The organism is Rhizobium sp. BK399, from assembly GCF_014194695.1.
Classification (GTDB): Bacteria; Pseudomonadota; Alphaproteobacteria; order Rhizobiales; family Rhizobiaceae; genus Rhizobium.
Window position 1 is genome coordinate 120,062 of the sequence record NZ_JACIAH010000012.1, and the last position, 15,509, is coordinate 135,570.

The window sequence follows — 15,509 nt, forward strand, 5'->3', positions numbered from 1 at the left end:
GACGTACGCGGTCCTTATCGAGGAGTGAGCTTCTAACCGTGGACGAAGGTCATTTGTTCCAATAGGGACGTGACGGGCCCACGTCTTTCGATCCGCTTTCGATGGTGCGAACTGGCCTTTGGCGTCTGTAATGACCTTCGGCTGCATCGGCTTTCCTCCGTACTTCCAGGGCCAAATGATAGGCCGCCACTTTGTTCTTTTGACTTGACCCTCACGCGGCTATCCGTCCTCGAGAAGCGTGGCTATGGCTTTCAGATCATTGACGAAGCGCGCCCTGTCTTGCCGCCCCGCCGCTTGGTCGAGCACTCGCAAAAGCGCCGAGGGATGAATGGTCACGAACACCGACAGTCCGACGGGTGAACGAAAGACGGAGCCTCGGTCGCGGGTGACCTTAACTTGTGGCCCGAGCAGGGAGTACGCCGCCGTCGCTCCGAGCGCCACGACGAGCTTCGGCCGCACGAGGCGCAATTCGGCTGCGAGCCACCACGCGCACACCTGAACCTCTCCCCTGGTGGGCTTGGCATGGATACGACGTTTGCCGCGGGGTTCGAACTTGAAGTGCTTGACCGCGTTGGTGACATAGCAGGATGCGCGCTCGATACCGGCTTCCTCCAGACAGCGATCTAGCAGCTTTCCCGCAGGCCCGACGAACGGCTGTCCGGCAACATCCTCCTTGTCGCCCGGCTGCTCGCCAACGAAAACGACTTCGGCTCCTTTCGGACCTTCCCCGAACACCAGCTGCGCTGCGTGTTTATAGAGTTCGCATCGCGTGCAGATGGTCGCTTCTCTATGAATCTCATCGAGGCTCGCGCCGGGAGCGCCCGGCTGCGTCAATGCCGGGCCGACTAATTCTGCCATGCCTGTTTCTCCACCTCGGACGCTAGGCCAAGGGTTGCGCATTAGAGTGCAGAGCGCGCTTATATCTTTGCGGCGCCTAGAGGATTGGCTTGCCGCCGGTAACCGCGATTGTCGCCCCCGACACGTAACTTGAGAGCGGATCAGCGAGCATCACATAGGCCGTCGCCAGTTCTGCGGGTTGCCCCGGCCGCTGCATAGGAACCTGCTTGCCGAAGTTCTTCACACCGTCAGCCGGCATCGTCGACGACCGCGTCCTTCCCGCTTACGCCGGCGGCTTTAGTTGTTGTTGTCGGCGCATGTGTCTTCGGCATTCTGCGTGTTGCTGTTGCCCCCTTGCGTCTGAAGCGAGTTCTTGCCCATGATAGACTTGCAGTTCTGCTTGTTGAAAGTCTGCGTGCTGCCGGTGGTGGTTTTATCGGCTTTCTTCATCTTCATTCCGTTGGTCGTGCTGCTGGAGGCACCATGGTTCTTGTCCATGGTCGAGCCTGCCGGCGCCGGGTTGGACTGGGCGAATGCGGATCCTGCGAGCCCGATGGCGAGAAGTGATGTTCCGATGATCTTGAAGCGCATTGTCTCCTCCTTTGGAGCTTTGCTTGGTTGCACTTCCTTTGAAACTGCGGGCTTTCGTCATTGTTCCACGCCTGCCAGAGCCCGATGTCGTTGCAGAGAGGGAAAGCGTTGGACTGAGCGAGCGCCATATTCGGGTCCATCGGAAGCGGGCAATTCCCGCTGATGGCTCCTCAAAGGAACAGGAACGGTTGCGATCACCCGGAGGCGAAGACGGAGCGGCGGCAGCTTGCTAGCCAACCCATTGAGATTGATCGACGGAGATCCGGACCGGATCCAGGACGCCATTTTCAAAAGCGGGGTTGGACTGCGTCCGAGTTGTGCTGACGGGCCGCTCGATTCTGAGCGGCTGCATTGACCCGTGACCGCCGAGTGTGTGACTTGACGTCAAAACTCAGAAACTCAAAACCGCGCGCAATTTTTTTCCACCTGACCGGGACCATCAATGGCTTCTTGTCACCGGAGGCGTCGGTCAGGCTCGCTTTCGGGAGATGGCGCGAAGTCAGCCATGCGAGAGAGAACGCAGTCCGGAGCGAGGATGCCAAGCATGCCATCGCCGCTCCGCAACGGGAAACGCCTTTGTCGTCACCTCCGCTAGCTGGTTGCGACAAGCTTACGGATGGCGTCGATCATCTGGCTTCGATCCGTCGGTTTGCCGAGGTTGACCGCATTGGCGAGAATGGGAAAGGGCGCAAGCTCGAGTGCGACCGGGGTGACCTTCTCCCGCCCGAGATGGACGTCGAGCACGGCCGCGTGTGGCCGCGCTGCTTCAAGCAAATCGAGGGCGTCCTGAACCGAAGAAGCAGGCCCAAGTACCTCGAACCCAGCATCCACTAGGACGCGTCGAAGGGCGTCGGCAATAAATAATTCGTCCTCAACGACAAGGACGGCTGTCCGCCCTTGGGGTTTCTCTCGGTAAGGATCTCTCACGTGTCCTCACACCGGGATCTTGATCACCGCAGCCAAACCTTCAGTCCTGTAAACCAGTTCCGCCGATCCAGCGATATGTGCTCCGAGGCCTTCAATTAGCTCGGTTCCGTAACCTTTCCGCTTGGGGGCGGAAACCGACGGGCCGCCTTCCTCTTGCCATTGGCAGGCGAGCAGTTGACGACCATTTGGTCCGGTCTCCATACACCAGCTCACACGAATGCGCCCCGCCGAGGTGGAAATGGCACCATGCTTGACAGCATTCGTGGCAAGCTCATGAAAAATCATGCTCACTGGAAGCACCTTTGCGCTCGGCATCTCCACGGCCGGGCCGGAGCATTCCAGCCGTTCCGAAACGGTGGTGCCGACCGCCTGTGTCACAAGGAACTCGAAATCGGCTGTTTTAGCGCGCGCGGCGATGTCCTGCGCCTTGAACGTGGCGTCCAGCCGCCCGACAAGCGCCTCCTTGAAAATCGCCACCGCCGGCTGGTCGGCACGCGTGTTAATAACCACAGACCGGACGACCGCCGCCATGTTTTTCATCCGATGGCGCAGTTCCGCGACGATGAAATCCATTTCGGCATCATGACGGTGGCGCTCTGTCACGTCGTCGAAGATGATCAGGATGTTGGGACTATTGTCGTTCGGATGCAGGAGGCGGCGGGCGTCAATGAGAAAGGTGCGGGGCCCGATCGCGGGGAAATCGTGCGTCACCTCGAAACCAATGACGGCCGCCGCCCGCGGAATGATCGCCGAGATGAGCTGCCGCAGCTCGGGAATATCCCACTGCCCATTGCCGAGGCCGAAGAAGCTCTGCGCGATGATGTCGTCCCGCTCGACCTTGAATGCCTTGATGAACGCATTGTTGGCCGTAGTGACACAGAAGTTCTCATCGATGACGACGACAGGCTGTGTCATCGTGTCGACAACACCCTGAGCCTGGACGTGTCCCGTCTTCATCAGGCGGTATAGGTCTTCAAGCTGCATCTGCGTCATCCTCGGCAATTGCGGTCTATCCATCTGCGGATCACACGGCGAACTTATTGATTGGAATTGGTGACACGCGTGATCAGTTCCATCAGCGCGACTTCGTCGTATGGCTTCTGAAGCACAGGATGGCTGTAGCGGCCACCGACCTCAGCCTCGCCGAATCCAGTCGAGAAGATGAATTTCTTGCCGAGCTCAACGAGTTTGTCCGCGACGGGAAAGGTCATTTCCGACCCGAGCTTCAGATCGAGAACGGCGACATCGAAGTCAAGCGAGCCGACCATGTCCAGCGCCTCGTCGAGGCGTCCAGCGATACCGACGACCTCGTGGCCAAGTTCAGCGAGCATTGCTTCAAGCGTCACCGCTATCAGCATCTCATCTTCGATAATAAGGATACGCGCCACGGGTGTCTATCTCACGTCAGCACCCCGAGGATCGAGATGGCTTTAACCGCGGCTGGTGCCGCTTCAGGCGCACAATTGCAGATGTGTGGCGCCCTGTCCATGAAGGCCCAGAAATGTACGGCAGCAGACAATGACTCGCCGCCGGCGCCGCCGTGACCGACGCCCACTGCTTCGGGTTCGAACTAGCTCTCCATCCCAAATTGTTCTCCATCGGCCGCCGGGGAACTAACTACGGAAGGGTTCGTTCATTTGATCATCCACCCAGGGCGTCGACCGGATGGCGAGATCCCCATGCAATCACTGGCAGTGAAGCGCCATATGTCGTAGCATCTCACGATCTACCGTTGCATTTAGTGACGATCGAGGGAGTTTTCGACATTGCTAACGCGCATTATGCCAAGCGCATAAGATGCTCGCTGGTGAACTCATCAATTGTCGAAATGCCGAGGAGCGCCATATTCCGATGAAGTTCCGCTTGGAAATCTCTGCTGCTTTCATGATACCGGGCAGTCCGGCAACCGTGGCCGCGTAAAGGAAGGGGCGGCCGGCAAAAACGAAGTGCGCACCGAGAGCGAGCGCTTTCATGACATCGGTACCACGTCGAAATTCACCGTCGACCATTACTGCCCGCCAACACGTTCAACGATCGCTGGGAGTGCGGCCAGAGGATATGGCACCATCGAGCTGCCGTCCGCCGTGGTTCGAGACGATCACTCCGTCGGCGCCTACCGGCGGCGCAGGAACTTGGTGTGGTTCAATCGATGCCAATTACAGAAACCGAAATAAGCACCACCACCGCGTTTCGGTGGTTTTCGTGGGGACGCCCAAAGTTGCCTCGCCTTGCATTGAGCGACGCAGCACCCTTGGTTTGTGCTGATGGCGCTGACGCACGACTGTGAGGAACAGGTCCACAAGCGGTAGCTTTTCTCTCCCGCCACCGTACTACTACCGGCGCATCGCCAAAAGATGTTCTTGTCTTCCGAGCGACAACAATTGAGGCTTCGGCCGGGCATTGCAGCTTTGTCTCAGTGTGTGCTGCCTGCTGGCGCTTTCTCCGTCGCCATGACGATGCCCGCGTAGTGGACGGGATTGTCATTGCGATCCCTGAAACAGCGACCAAATGCCGAAACATGAATGTATGAGCCATCTGCCTTGCGTGATCGATATTCTTGCACCGTCGGGTGTTCCGCAATGATGGCGTCGTTTATCTGCTTGGCCAATGTCGGTGCATCGTCCGGATGCACGCGATCAAGATAGGTCTGGACGGGCAGTCCACGTTCGGTTTCAACCGGGTCGAGACCGAAAAGCTCGGCCAGCGCGCTGTCGGCGTAGACAAGGTTGCTATTCAGATCCCAAGTGAACAACCCTGCATCCGGCATTCGCTCAGTCGAGATTTGCGTAAGAAACAGCCGCTCCGCGCGCCGTACCATGGTTCCTCCCATTCAAAAGCCTCCACCAGAATGGACCCGCACCGAGTATCCATGCAAGCTGTCTTTTGAGAGGATCGCCTACGTCCAGAGGTTTAAGGAAGGATTGATCCTCTCACAATGCTTCGCCAGGCCTACTAAAGCTCCCCTTGCCATGGAAGGCAGGTTTTGTCTGCCGACGCGGATCGCTCTGCGGCAACGACTAGCCCGAAGCTTTGCCCCGCCAAGAATCACGGTCTGACGGTGTTCGCTGGCAGGGTTCATAGTGAATGAGTAAACAAGTCATGTTCGGGAGCCTCAGATCGGCTGCCCGGCCATCTCCCGAACAGCGCACGAAGCCGAAATCACGCGGGGTAACTTTTCCTTTCTCGTCATTGTTCAATCCTCCTCAACGCGAATATCTCAGAGCCCCTTCAGTTGCCACCCGCCGCAAGAGACAGTCCGGCGGGATCATCGCCGACCCATGTACGATATCGTACGGGTGTTCCTGGTTGACCTCCGGTACTGCAGAGCTAGGATCAGAAAGAAGGCGACGCAGACCGCCGGAGTCATATTAAACTTATCTACGCCTTTAAAAAATGTCCGGCGCGGCACCGCACGTGCGGCTCGCGCTCCAAACTTGAAACTTTCGGTATCCTGAGCGGTTCTAGGGAAATCTAGCAAAGCAATCTGCCGCGCGTAGCCGGCACGTTCAACCGGAGTAACGAATGTCCCTCTCGAATGCCCAAGCCCTCAATCCAAATGAACTGAAGCTTGTCACCAAGGTGGTGTCGAAGTGGTGCCATAAATATCACGTGTCCCCGAATAGTGATCAGGGAAAAGCTGTCATGGCGGCAGCGATCGAACGTGTTCTGGCTGGCGAACACTCAGCAGTTATTTTAGGCGAAGCTATTCGGTCCCATATGGCGATTCGGCATTATCAGCAACCGTGGGAATGACCACGGTCGGTTGAGTTCCGCGCATCCAACGCGTACTGAGGCTAGACGTCGACGTAACAGCCCCGCCGCTCATCGGTGGCGTAAACGTCGCAGGCCGCTAAGGTGCACATCGCGGCCGGACGATGCGTCGACGTTGTGACCAAAACCTACGTAGGCTGCCATCGACTTTGTCGCGCATTAACCAAGAAAGCCGGTAAAAACAGTCAGGCATGTGACGGTATGTTTGTCTTGTCCGTGGCCAGGTCGTTCAGGATCGGCGCAGGGCCAGGCCGCCAAGACGCCTCTTGTGCTCAGTCCACGCCGCGTTGCGACCGCGTCGGTGTTTCTCCTCCACCTGGCGCCCTCTTCCCCTCAACATCGTGGAAACCGCCGCCGACGCAGCGGACGCAGATCGGCTCCCTGGAGCGACAGCAGGGGGCGTTCGACTTGGTCCTTCGGACCTATGAGGGGGACTTCACGCTGCGCCAACCGGAATGCCTCGACTCATCACGCACCGCAAGCGCCAAGACGTCGACGAAGTCTTAGAGCTCCTGAAGGACATTGATCGTCGTGACTTCGTCTTGCACACATTGCGCGAGGCACTTCGGCCGATCACGACGGCGGAATGTGCCTGTGCCTGTGCCTTCGTCCGTGAGACCGGACTTCAGGAAGATGACGCCAGGCTCGAGCAGACCGGAAGCCGGTTCTCACTCGACTATCTCCCCAAGGCAAATCGCGTCCGACGCGCTGGGACGGTCATCGCCATTTTTGGAAGTGGCGGCGTAGCAGCCTCTTGTCGGCATCTACGCTTTTCAACCACCATGGCGTCAGCTCACGGGAGATGGTGACGATGACGCAGTGGATCAGCCGGGTGGAGGATATGTTGCCGAAAACCGTGGCATCGTAACCCTCGCTCGCCAGCATCATCAAACGGATGGCCGCAAGAGGCGTCTCCATGTCGTCGATAGCATCCTGCTGTGCCTTGATGAGTCACAGATCGAGGAAGTCCTCGCGACGGCAGGCGGACGACACTGGACGTCGCGACTTCGACCGTCCTCCGAGACGAGGTCGGGTGGATGTCGTCCCTGCCAAGAGCCGCACAGGTTCCTTGATGTCTTCCGGGACATCGCGAAGTGGATCATTCCCCAGAGCGGCATGCCGTTGTCGACATGCCGGTTGTTCTCGCGACAGGCGATCTCGGCGCCGTACCAGTCGAGGTGCGCACCGAGAAGCGGTGATGGATGCCGACCTAGGCCCGTTGGATGCAGTTGAAGAAGCTCTCGACATGGTTCTGGTACTCCTTGCTGTGGTTGACCCGAAAGAGTTCCTGGAGGCCGGCCATGGATGCGCGATCCATTTTCCCACGTGCTTCTTGACGAACTGAATTTTGTCGGCAACTTGATCCGGGGATGTTTCCCGCGATCCGCGTCGGTGGCAGCCTACACCCCCGCGCCAACTCTGGTCACTTGTGAACCAGCCGCGCCCTGCTGCTGGCTCGCCAAGGCGCGATCTGGTCTATTTGTTGAGAGCCTTCGCCATTTGCAGGTGGTGTTCTAATGCCGGGCGCGTTTTTGCTGCCCAGGCCTTGAGATCGGCGTTGTCCCCTTCATCACCGTACCGCTTGAACAGGTCTACGGCCATTTCATGGGCTTCCTCCTGATCGGCATGATATTGTTTCACAAAGTCATCACCATTCAGCTTCTGGAGCTTATCGAGCATGCTATGTTGTGATTTGCTCATATCGGTGGGGAGCGTTGCCTTCACCTTGCCCCCGCTCACGAGTGCCTTGAGCTCCTCAGAGGTCCTTTGATGATCAGTGACCATCTGTTGAGCAAAGGTCTTCGTGGCATTGTCTGCGCGTTCCAGAGCAAGTTTGCTGGAGGCAATTTCGAACATATCGCTCGCGGCGGCCTCTGTGACGAAGTCCTCAGTCTTTGGGGCTACACCGATCAGGGAGTTCATGCCGGTTTTTTCCGCCGCGGACTGGCCAAAGGCGGAAGATGCGAGCGCGATGGCGAATCCGCTGGCGATGAGAAGGTGTTTCATGTCGTCCTCCTGGACAGTTGAGAAGAAATTCTCAAACCCAATCAGGATGGGAATGTTCCAGAACAGCCGATAGCGCAAGAATGATGCGAAACGCCTTTGTAACCAAGACAAAGACCTTCGCCCGACTAGACCCAGTCCTTTTTCAGGTCGGATCTGCCCCCATGACCAGGCCTTCGATATCATGCTTTTGAATGATCGGTTGCAAGTCATCCACGACACGGCAAACAAGATGGTCTCGGGCGATGGGGGGAAGTGTGTCGTACCACTCGCGCGTGACCATCATGTCATGAAGTTCCGCGTGGCCGGCACCGGGCGCATCGACACCGAGTACCATGACGGGACGAGCGATCGGAGACCCATGCTCCGTGCCTCGATGGACCGTTAGTGCGGATCTGCAGGAAATGTCACCGCGGTTGGGATACTTGCGGGTCGCGCGCTCCTGAAATCTTGCCCACTCGGATTTGTCCGGAAACATTTCATGTTTCCATTCTCTACCGTCATCATACTGCGTACCGGGAGCTATTTCGAATGGCCCCATATCTTCCGTCACATCGACACCGGTGAGATTGAAGGCAAGTGAAGTAATTTTCCGATCGCGATACGTATCAATAGGCGACGGAAAATCACGATGCCACGGCTGATACTTGGCGCCCTGGAATGGGACGTCGAGCCCAATCTCGACGATTTGGTAGTCTTGACCGAGCACAGCGGTACACATGCCAACAAGCCAGGGATGCGTGACAAGGTCAACAAAACCTCGGAAGTTCTGGGGATGGATCTCGACATACCATCTTCTGGGGCCCCGACCGACCGCGCCGCCGGGTCTCTGGATTGCCTCCCAGAAAGCCGTCATCATGTCCTCGCGCATGTCGTCGGCCCAGTCGCGGCTGAACGCGCCTTTCAGCCCGGTAATTCCGTCGTTGCGCAGGTCGGCAATGTTGGATTCCAAGTCGAAATGGTCGTCACCTGCCATCGGAATTCCTCCTCCTTGTCCAAGTGGGAGAGTAAGATTACTAATAATTTCTATCAACCGTATATTATTAGGGCACGATGAAGCAACGCAAGGTAACGACCTTGCGACGAGTTACAATGGCAGATGTGCACGGGCAGCGACCTGTTCCCAGCCGACCGGATTGGGGCGAAGACGGTCACGAACGGATCGCAACCCTCACCGGCGAAAAGCTCAGGGATGTCACGACTGATCGCCTGCGATTCAGCGTCGTGGCGCTTCACGTCGCGGCGGAGTAATCCCAGCTGAAATGGATGACGTTGCAATCAATCGTGACAAGCAATCTGTTAGATCATGATCTCACCGCCGGTCACCGGAACAACAGCGCCTGTCATGTAGCTACCAAGATCGGAGGCAAGGAGAACATACGCGCCCGCCAATTCAGCTGGCTGGCCGGCGCGCTTTAAAAGCGTCTGCTCACCAAACTTCGAAGCCTTTTCGACGGGCATCGTCGAAGGAATGAGTGGCGTCCAGATGGGGCCCGGTGCGACCGCATTCACTCGAATGCCTTTCTCGGCGACCATTTCCGCGAGCGCTGCGGTGAAGTTCGAAATGGCGCCCTTCGTGGAGGCATAGGCGAGAAGCTGGGAAGAGGGTTGTCTGGATTGAATTGATGTCGTGTTTATGATGGCGCTCCCCTTCCTCATGTGTGGGATCGCGGCTTTCGACAAAAAGAAGGGAGCGTAGATATTGGTCCTGAACGTTTCGTCCCACTCCTCTTCCCTAATATCGGCAATGTCGGCGTATGTCCGCTGGAAAGCTGCGTTGTTGACCAGTATGTCGATCCGTCCTAATTCACCAACCGTACGGCTGACAAGCTCCTGGCAATGAGCCTCCGACTTGATGTCGCCTGCCATCAGGACGGCCTTGCGGCCCGCGTCTCTGACCCATCTCTCAGTGTCTCGAGCGTCATCATCTTCGCTCAGATAGGAGATCACCACGTCTGCTCCTTCGCGCGCAAATGCGATTGCCACAGCTTTCCCGATCCCGGAATCTGCGCCCGTGATGAGCGCAACCTTCCCTTCAAGCCTGCCAGTTCCTCTGTAGTCGTGCTCACCATGATCCGGAGGCGGTTGCATGTCGGCTGTTCTGCCTGGCGGCTTCTGCTGTTGCTTGGGAAATGGTGGTAGCGGTCTACGGGCGTGAGTCATTTCGATATCCTCGTTGAATACTCTGGCGATTAACCGCCATAAAGGGGAACAGTTCCCTTCTCGTGTGCGGACCTCGCAACCTGGCGCGGGATAGCATCTCGCCTCTAATGTTGTCCAAGGCAGCGCCAACTGGCCCGCGCGTCCGGAACCTTCTTCGCCGGGAAAGGTTTTCAAAGTCTCAATTCGAACGGATCCGTGACCGATGTCCAGCGACAACATATTGACCGCTTCCATTGACGATTTTGCCAGCAGGCTTGCAGCCATGATTGATGACGAGCTGTACCAGACTATGGAGCGTCTCGAGGCACTGAGCGAGGCGCCAAAGCGCGGCGATGTCGACGAAATTCTTGCGAGGATAGCGTTGACCGAAACCGAGATAGAACGACGTCACCCCGGACAACTCATGCGGCCATACCTGGATTGGAAGGAAAGTAAACTCGGTCCGTAAACGCCAGCGGCCCGACCTTCTTTTAGAGGGAACTGTCTGGCTGCTTGGTCGTTTGTCTCGCAGTCCCAACCCGATGGAGAAAAGAATGGATTGGAACCGCATAGAAGGAAACTGGAAGCAGGCCAAAGGCAAAGTCAAGGAGCAGTGGGGAAAGCTCACGGATGACGACCTTGACCAAATTGCTGGCAAGCGCGACCAACTCGAAGGAAAAATCCAGGAGCGCTACGGGCTTGAACGTGACCGCGCCCGGCAGGATATCGATGATTGGTATGGCAGGCAAACCTGGTGATAAATCAATCGACGGCCCGGACCCCAGTCCGGGCCGTCATGCATAGAGACGGCGCCCCCGTTGATATTCCATTACTGTCTCAATCCGTCTTGAGAAGGATCAGAACGTGATCGCCATCGACGTGTGTGACGACGTCGCCGTCCTCGGTGACAAACCGCGTGTCGCCGTAGTGCTCGAAGTCCGGCAGGAACTTCTGCGCCGAGCGCATTTGTTCGATGGCGATACGCAAATTTTCTGCCCGGATCCTATGGGGCAAGCGTTGGAAAATGGACACCGGCTGATCTCCTGAGGCAATCCAGAAATAATTAAGCATGCCCGCTCGGTTGCAATCCCTTCAATGTGAGTAAACAGGGCTAACCCGGAGAACCTTTGGGCGTAACCACCCGACGGTTCGCTCCCGTGTCACTCGAAATGCGTAGGTGATGCATCGCTCATAAGAGCCCGAGCGCGCGGTTGCCTGACGATTGAGTCGTGAGGAGAGAGGCCCTGCCTGGCTGCATCGCTCTACCTTCGTGCATTGCTCGCTGCATCCCGGATGCATCCTTCCGGCGCCAGCTGCGTTATTGGGAGGATCGGCGGAGTGAAACATCATGAGACAACCAATCCTCAGCAAATCGGGCAACTCGATAACGGCAAGCCTGTTTGCGTTGGCAGCCGGAGCTGTGTTGTTGAAAGCCTTCGCGGAACGCAAGGAACCGGAACCTCCAAGTACACCGCATGACGATCCGACCGATGTGCGGGGGCGCAAGGCTGAGGTTCCCGAAGACATCCCCAGAAAGGGATTGCGTGACGTATTCTGGCGAGTTGTGGGCAAGATCTCGAGCCATCGCATCACCCTCATCGCCGCAGGTGTGTCGTTTTATCTGCTACTCGCCATTTTCCCGGCGCTTGGCGCCGTCGTCTCACTTTACGGGCTCGCTGCCGATCCTATCACGATATCCGACCACCTGAGAGAGCTTTCGTGGGTACTTCCGCCTGGAGCTTTTGATCTCATAGCTGAGCAAATCAAGAGTATCGTACAGCGCGGAACAAGCACGCTGGGCATAGCATTCTTTGTGAGCTTGGCCATCGCATTGTGGAGCACCCATAACGGAACACTTGCGGTGTTTGACGCCATGAACGTGGCGTACGAAGAGAACGAAAAGCGCGGGTTCGTCAGGCTGAATCTCGTCGCCCTTTGCTTCACTTTGTGCGCCGTCGTTGCGGCGCTGCTCATGATTTTTCTGGTTGCCATCATGCCCCTTGCTTTATCCTTCATGTGGATTGATGCATTTAAGGAACAGATTGTCCTGTTGATGCGTTGGCCCGTACTCTTGCTTCTTGTCATCGCCGCATCGACAGCAATCTATAGGTTTGGTCCAAGCCGCGCGCCAGCCCGCGTGAGATGGATGACATGGGGAGCCGGCTTTACAGCGATCGGCTGGTTTATCATGTCCGCTGCCTTTGCCTTCTATCTGAACCACTTTGCCAACTACAGTGCGACCTATGGCACGTTGGGAGCTTTGATAGGCTTTCTCATGTGGATGTGGTTGTCAGTCGTGATCCTGATTCTCGGCGCGGCATTAAACGCGGAGCTCGAGCACCAGACGGAAATTGACACCACGACGGGACGACCATTGCCTATGGGCGCGCGCGGAGCTTATGTCGCCGACACTGTCGGTGAAGTGCAAGACTGATCAGTTTGAGTTGCGTGGCTCGAAAACCAACAAACATTTCCGAACCAACATGTCACACGGGGGTAGTTCACCGAGCTGGCAAGTGGCCTTTATCTGGCGCGATGGGCTTTTTTTGCACCATCATCTGCTAGGCGTATCAAACCCGCAATCCAGCGATGGTCGAGAGGTTGACTCCGTGTGCCGCTCGGTCGAAAAGACTTGTGGCTATAGAGGGAGATAACTGATGGCTGACGACAATAATGGAAGTTCGACGAGCGAGGTTGTTAACGCAACCGCTCCTGCAGAAATGCCGGCTCCGAAAAAACAGCGCGGCCCGCGCAAGAAGATCACCACAGAAGCAGCCGGTTCAGCTGTTCCTGTTGCCAAGTCACCGAAGGGCACGCGCCAGAAGCGCAGCGAGCTGATCAGCGAAACAAAGCCAGCTTCCGTCGAGGCAGCCGCCCCGGCAAAGGGCCTGGTGCCGACCGGCGTCCGGGGCCCGCGGAAATACGGTGCGGCAAAACAGGCAAAGAAAACCGGCACGGTAGTCGCTACGGCAGTTGACGAAGTGGCCGATCTTCTTCAGCTCGAGGAAGAGAACAAGCGTCTGCGCAAGACACTCGCAGAAAAACTGCGGGCGGAAAATGCCGATCTTCGCAAGCGGCTCGGGATCGCTTGATCGAAAACATAGTGAGAAACGCGTAACAGTGCCTCGCATTCTCATTAGAACCATGTTGCCGGACTCGGTCAGCGGGCCCGGCTCGCAACTGCGGCAACGTCGCCGTCGGTCGGCCCGAGATTGAAGCATTATGAAATCACCCTGGAAATATCTGACACAATTGACATCCCGAAAGCGGCCGGCCGATTACGAAGATAGGTCACTCGACGACAGTCCCGGACAAAGGGCGGAGGAAGGCGAGGCACTTCAGTCATCGGGGGAGGTCGAAGCCACACTGCCATCTGGAACGGCCGATGGAGACGAGCCGCTATCTGATCCGGAGATGGACGTCGGCACCCCGTTTGAAACCAAAGATGACTTGGGCGTCGCGACATCACACCTGTCAGATGGGGCCGATGGGAATGATCAACTGGTGTCCAAAAGCCGCAATGACGACACTGTGGACAAGCCGACACCGGTGTCGGTGAGCGATGCAAAGAGCGAAATCGTCCATCCGTTGCGACCGACGCGAGCAGGGCGGCCAAAGAAAAACCACGCAAAGGTGGTTGCTAAGACCACGTCCGCATTAGATAAGGGGCAAACAGAATCGCCCATCCCGCCCGCTCCGACCGTCGTCGACCACGGTACGGAGCTGGATCGGGAGATCAAGCATTTGAGAAACGAATTGGCTGAACGGCTGCGTTTGCAGAATGCTCAGCTCAGGGCGATGCTTGAGCGATTCGAATGACCATATTGCAGAGTGGACAATTATGAAAACACAGTCGCGCACGTTTGTTGTAGAATTCAAATCATCGCGTCGCCGTCCGAAGGATCAGGCGAAATCGATTTGGGGAAACACCGATCTCAAGGCCATGGCACGTGAGACGGAAGCCGATGCTCCGCATCTGTTCGAGCCGGTAGTGCCGGCGTTGCAGACTGGACCAGAGCAAAAGCATGAACCAGTAGAAAGCCCAACACCAGTCGAAACTGTCGCCTTGGATCAGGACCACAAGACGCAACCCCTACCGTCCGATGCGCCGGTTGAAGCGGCGACACAATTTGAACCAGATGCAGCAGTGGCAGTGACAGTGCATCCGGAGGTGCCATCCACGACACCGCCGCGAAAGCAGCGCAAATTGCGCTCCCGTCCAGCACGCACAGCAAACGCCGGTGGCCGCAAGGCGCCAGTCGTTGCGGCGGCCGTTCAGCCCGACGATCTTGTCGCGCTTGAGGATGAAAACAAGAGGCTCAAAGCGCTGATGACAGTACATCTGCGCCAACAGAACACTGCGCTTCGGGATATGCTCCTGCGTTTCGCGGACAGGGCTGCCTAGATCGGCGACGTTGCGACCGGGGGATTTTCTCTCCTGGGCAGGCTGCCATAGTCGTCCAACCGCTCTCGGCAAGGGGGATGGACCACGCTACTTTGTTCCTTCGCTGTCTAAGGGGAGGGGTTCCCTGCCGTTCAAAATTCGATCGCGTTATACTGCACTGGATTTCGACGAACGAGCGCTCTCAGCGAAGCGCGACCAGCAGCGTACAGCGGCTCGGACCTGTTCTATGATATCATTTGCAGCTTGATCGGAAACTGACGCTCCCGGGAAATCGTCAGCAAATGGTCCTGCCCGGACTTTGCCTTCTCCTGCGACAACCGTGCTATGCTCGCCGCCCGGCCCCGACGAAAAGGTACGATCGTAAGCCGGCGACAGTGACCATCGACCTTCGACGTTCATGAGGAACGCGTGGTTCTCTGCCGAATCTCGCGATTAAACGGTAATGACCATGTTTTGAAACATTCGCAGGAAAGCGCCACTGTCCCGGGTGATCATAAGCGTAAGCTTGTGAAGGCGGTCGTAGTCTAATGAGGCCTCGCGGTGGCTTGAGCCGCTTGTCGGATGAGATGGCGCCTCTGCATCCATAGGTAAGCCTTCCCAACAGAGAGGCGGCCTCCTTTCGTCGAACGCCCGAAGGTGCGTCACTACCTGTTACCTACATAAAAGCATTTCGGTATCATCCGACTGCAATAGATCGTGACATTTAATTCGTTTTTTATTGCTGGACGGTCTCTATCGGGGTTGTTATGCTGCTCTGCACAATAGAGACGAGGGCGCGTTTCTTCGAGAAACCTCAATCGCTCTATTGTTGCACTTGCTATTGGGGCCTTTG

The 15,509-nt window shown here is 57.1% G+C and carries 19 protein-coding genes and 2 pseudogenes; 8 read left to right on the plus strand and 13 right to left on the minus strand.

Annotated elements, in window-relative coordinates:
- Positions 1 to 219 precede the first annotated feature (219 nt).
- From FHT97_RS22290 to FHT97_RS22325, 8 genes and pseudogenes are all read right to left on the minus strand, one after another.
- Positions 220 to 858, minus strand: coding sequence for a UdgX family uracil-DNA binding protein (locus FHT97_RS22290; protein WP_183756694.1), 639 nt, complete (start codon positions 856 to 858; stop codon positions 220 to 222).
- A 76-nt stretch (positions 859 to 934) separates the two neighbouring features.
- Positions 935 to 1,102, minus strand: a pseudogene (locus tag FHT97_RS22295) (SDR family oxidoreductase); the annotation flags it as partial.
- 32 nt (positions 1,103 to 1,134) lie between these two features.
- Entirely contained in the window at positions 1,135 to 1,428 is a 294-nt protein-coding gene (locus FHT97_RS22300) for a hypothetical protein (RefSeq protein WP_183864278.1), read from the minus strand.
- A 591-nt stretch (positions 1,429 to 2,019) separates the two neighbouring features.
- Positions 2,020 to 2,355 (minus strand): hypothetical protein, encoded by a 336-nt coding sequence (locus FHT97_RS22305; protein WP_183864279.1) that lies wholly within the window; start codon positions 2,353 to 2,355, stop codon positions 2,020 to 2,022.
- A 6-nt stretch (positions 2,356 to 2,361) separates the two neighbouring features.
- A complete protein-coding gene (locus tag FHT97_RS22310) occupies positions 2,362 to 3,339 on the minus strand; it encodes an HWE histidine kinase domain-containing protein (protein WP_183864280.1) in 978 nt (325 codons plus the stop codon).
- 53 nt (positions 3,340 to 3,392) lie between these two features.
- Entirely contained in the window at positions 3,393 to 3,743 is a 351-nt protein-coding gene (locus tag FHT97_RS22315) for a response regulator (protein WP_210280976.1), read from the minus strand.
- A 381-nt stretch (positions 3,744 to 4,124) separates the two neighbouring features.
- Positions 4,125 to 4,457, minus strand: a pseudogene (locus tag FHT97_RS22320) (alpha-hydroxy-acid oxidizing protein).
- Between the two features lie 311 nt (positions 4,458 to 4,768).
- On the minus strand, positions 4,769 to 5,173 hold the full coding sequence (locus tag FHT97_RS22325) for a PAS domain-containing protein (RefSeq protein WP_183864281.1): 405 nt from the start codon (positions 5,171 to 5,173) through the stop codon (positions 4,769 to 4,771).
- A 704-nt stretch (positions 5,174 to 5,877) separates the two neighbouring features.
- Between FHT97_RS22325 and FHT97_RS22330 the strand changes: the two genes are divergently transcribed.
- Complete coding sequence (locus FHT97_RS22330; protein ID WP_183756699.1) at positions 5,878 to 6,108, plus strand: hypothetical protein; 231 nt, start codon at positions 5,878 to 5,880, stop codon at positions 6,106 to 6,108.
- A gap of 735 nt (positions 6,109 to 6,843) precedes the next feature.
- Here FHT97_RS22330 and FHT97_RS22335 read toward each other — a convergent pair.
- From FHT97_RS22335 to FHT97_RS22345, 3 genes are all read right to left on the minus strand, one after another.
- Positions 6,844 to 7,044: a hypothetical protein gene (locus tag FHT97_RS22335; protein ID WP_183864282.1), complete on the minus strand. Its 201-nt coding sequence runs from the start codon at positions 7,042 to 7,044 to the stop codon at positions 6,844 to 6,846.
- A gap of 558 nt (positions 7,045 to 7,602) precedes the next feature.
- Positions 7,603 to 8,133, minus strand: a complete 531-nt coding sequence (locus FHT97_RS22340; RefSeq protein ID WP_183864283.1) for a DUF4142 domain-containing protein — start codon at positions 8,131 to 8,133, stop codon at positions 7,603 to 7,605.
- Positions 8,134 to 8,275: 142 nt separating this feature from the next.
- Positions 8,276 to 9,106: a phytanoyl-CoA dioxygenase family protein gene (locus FHT97_RS22345; protein WP_183756702.1), complete on the minus strand. Its 831-nt coding sequence runs from the start codon at positions 9,104 to 9,106 to the stop codon at positions 8,276 to 8,278.
- A gap of 116 nt (positions 9,107 to 9,222) precedes the next feature.
- Between FHT97_RS22345 and FHT97_RS22350 the strand changes: the two genes are divergently transcribed.
- A complete protein-coding gene (locus tag FHT97_RS22350) occupies positions 9,223 to 9,381 on the plus strand; it encodes a hypothetical protein (RefSeq protein ID WP_183864284.1) in 159 nt (52 codons plus the stop codon).
- Between the two features lie 48 nt (positions 9,382 to 9,429).
- Here FHT97_RS22350 and FHT97_RS22355 read toward each other — a convergent pair whose 3' ends face one another.
- A complete protein-coding gene (locus FHT97_RS22355; protein WP_183864320.1) occupies positions 9,430 to 10,293 on the minus strand; it encodes an SDR family oxidoreductase in 864 nt (287 codons plus the stop codon).
- A 262-nt stretch (positions 10,294 to 10,555) separates the two neighbouring features.
- Here FHT97_RS22355 and FHT97_RS22360 point away from each other — a divergent pair, with 262 nt between their 5' ends.
- Both FHT97_RS22360 and FHT97_RS22365 read left to right on the plus strand, forming a co-directional pair.
- Entirely contained in the window at positions 10,556 to 10,741 is a 186-nt protein-coding gene (locus FHT97_RS22360) for a hypothetical protein (RefSeq protein ID WP_348649633.1), read from the plus strand.
- Between the two features lie 85 nt (positions 10,742 to 10,826).
- Positions 10,827 to 11,030 (plus strand): CsbD family protein, encoded by a 204-nt coding sequence (locus FHT97_RS22365; protein ID WP_183756703.1) that lies wholly within the window; start codon positions 10,827 to 10,829, stop codon positions 11,028 to 11,030.
- Between the two features lie 79 nt (positions 11,031 to 11,109).
- Here FHT97_RS22365 and FHT97_RS22370 read toward each other — a convergent pair whose 3' ends face one another.
- Positions 11,110 to 11,304, minus strand: coding sequence for a hypothetical protein (locus tag FHT97_RS22370; RefSeq protein WP_183756704.1), 195 nt, complete (start codon positions 11,302 to 11,304; stop codon positions 11,110 to 11,112).
- 316 nt (positions 11,305 to 11,620) lie between these two features.
- Here FHT97_RS22370 and FHT97_RS22375 point away from each other — a divergent pair, with 316 nt between their 5' ends.
- From FHT97_RS22375 to FHT97_RS22390, 4 genes are all read left to right on the plus strand, one after another.
- Positions 11,621 to 12,706, plus strand: a complete 1,086-nt coding sequence (locus tag FHT97_RS22375; RefSeq protein ID WP_183864286.1) for a YihY/virulence factor BrkB family protein — start codon at positions 11,621 to 11,623, stop codon at positions 12,704 to 12,706.
- A gap of 223 nt (positions 12,707 to 12,929) precedes the next feature.
- On the plus strand, positions 12,930 to 13,364 hold the full coding sequence (locus FHT97_RS22380) for a SyrB-like regulator (RefSeq protein ID WP_183756706.1): 435 nt from the start codon (positions 12,930 to 12,932) through the stop codon (positions 13,362 to 13,364).
- Positions 13,365 to 13,494: 130 nt separating this feature from the next.
- Positions 13,495 to 14,091: a hypothetical protein gene (locus FHT97_RS22385; protein ID WP_183864287.1), complete on the plus strand. Its 597-nt coding sequence runs from the start codon at positions 13,495 to 13,497 to the stop codon at positions 14,089 to 14,091.
- Positions 14,054 to 14,677 carry a hypothetical protein gene (locus FHT97_RS22390; RefSeq protein ID WP_183864288.1) on the plus strand — a complete coding sequence of 208 codons (624 nt, stop codon included), beginning with the start codon at positions 14,054 to 14,056 and terminating at the stop codon, positions 14,675 to 14,677. Before FHT97_RS22385 ends, FHT97_RS22390 begins: the two co-directional genes overlap by 38 nt.
- Positions 14,678 to 15,509 lie beyond the last annotated feature (832 nt).

What these genes read in the sequence shown, in the direction of transcription:
- FHT97_RS22290 (WP_183756694.1), bottom strand. Translation starts at nt 858, where the DNA reads ATGGCAGAATTAGTCGGCCCGGCATTGACGCAGCCGGGCGCTCCCGGC.
- FHT97_RS22300 (WP_183864278.1), bottom strand. Translation starts at nt 1,428, where the DNA reads ATGCGCTTCAAGATCATCGGAACATCACTTCTCGCCATCGGGCTCGCA.
- FHT97_RS22310 (WP_183864280.1), bottom strand. Translation starts at nt 3,339, where the DNA reads ATGCAGCTTGAAGACCTATACCGCCTGATGAAGACGGGACACGTCCAG.
- FHT97_RS22325 (WP_183864281.1), bottom strand. Translation starts at nt 5,173, where the DNA reads ATGGTACGGCGCGCGGAGCGGCTGTTTCTTACGCAAATCTCGACTGAG.
- FHT97_RS22330 (WP_183756699.1), top strand. Translation starts at nt 5,878, where the DNA reads ATGTCCCTCTCGAATGCCCAAGCCCTCAATCCAAATGAACTGAAGCTT.
- FHT97_RS22335 (WP_183864282.1), bottom strand. Translation starts at nt 7,044, where the DNA reads ATGGAGACGCCTCTTGCGGCCATCCGTTTGATGATGCTGGCGAGCGAG.
- FHT97_RS22340 (WP_183864283.1), bottom strand. Translation starts at nt 8,133, where the DNA reads ATGAAACACCTTCTCATCGCCAGCGGATTCGCCATCGCGCTCGCATCT.
- FHT97_RS22345 (WP_183756702.1), bottom strand. Translation starts at nt 9,106, where the DNA reads ATGGCAGGTGACGACCATTTCGACTTGGAATCCAACATTGCCGACCTG.
- FHT97_RS22350 (WP_183864284.1), top strand. Translation starts at nt 9,223, where the DNA reads ATGGCAGATGTGCACGGGCAGCGACCTGTTCCCAGCCGACCGGATTGG.
- FHT97_RS22355 (WP_183864320.1), bottom strand. Translation starts at nt 10,293, where the DNA reads ATGACTCACGCCCGTAGACCGCTACCACCATTTCCCAAGCAACAGCAG.
- FHT97_RS22360 (WP_348649633.1), top strand. Translation starts at nt 10,556, where the DNA reads ATGATTGATGACGAGCTGTACCAGACTATGGAGCGTCTCGAGGCACTG.
- FHT97_RS22365 (WP_183756703.1), top strand. Translation starts at nt 10,827, where the DNA reads ATGGATTGGAACCGCATAGAAGGAAACTGGAAGCAGGCCAAAGGCAAA.
- FHT97_RS22375 (WP_183864286.1), top strand. Translation starts at nt 11,621, where the DNA reads ATGAGACAACCAATCCTCAGCAAATCGGGCAACTCGATAACGGCAAGC.
- FHT97_RS22380 (WP_183756706.1), top strand. Translation starts at nt 12,930, where the DNA reads ATGGCTGACGACAATAATGGAAGTTCGACGAGCGAGGTTGTTAACGCA.
- FHT97_RS22385 (WP_183864287.1), top strand. Translation starts at nt 13,495, where the DNA reads ATGAAATCACCCTGGAAATATCTGACACAATTGACATCCCGAAAGCGG.
- FHT97_RS22390 (WP_183864288.1), top strand. Translation starts at nt 14,054, where the DNA reads ATGCTCAGCTCAGGGCGATGCTTGAGCGATTCGAATGACCATATTGCA.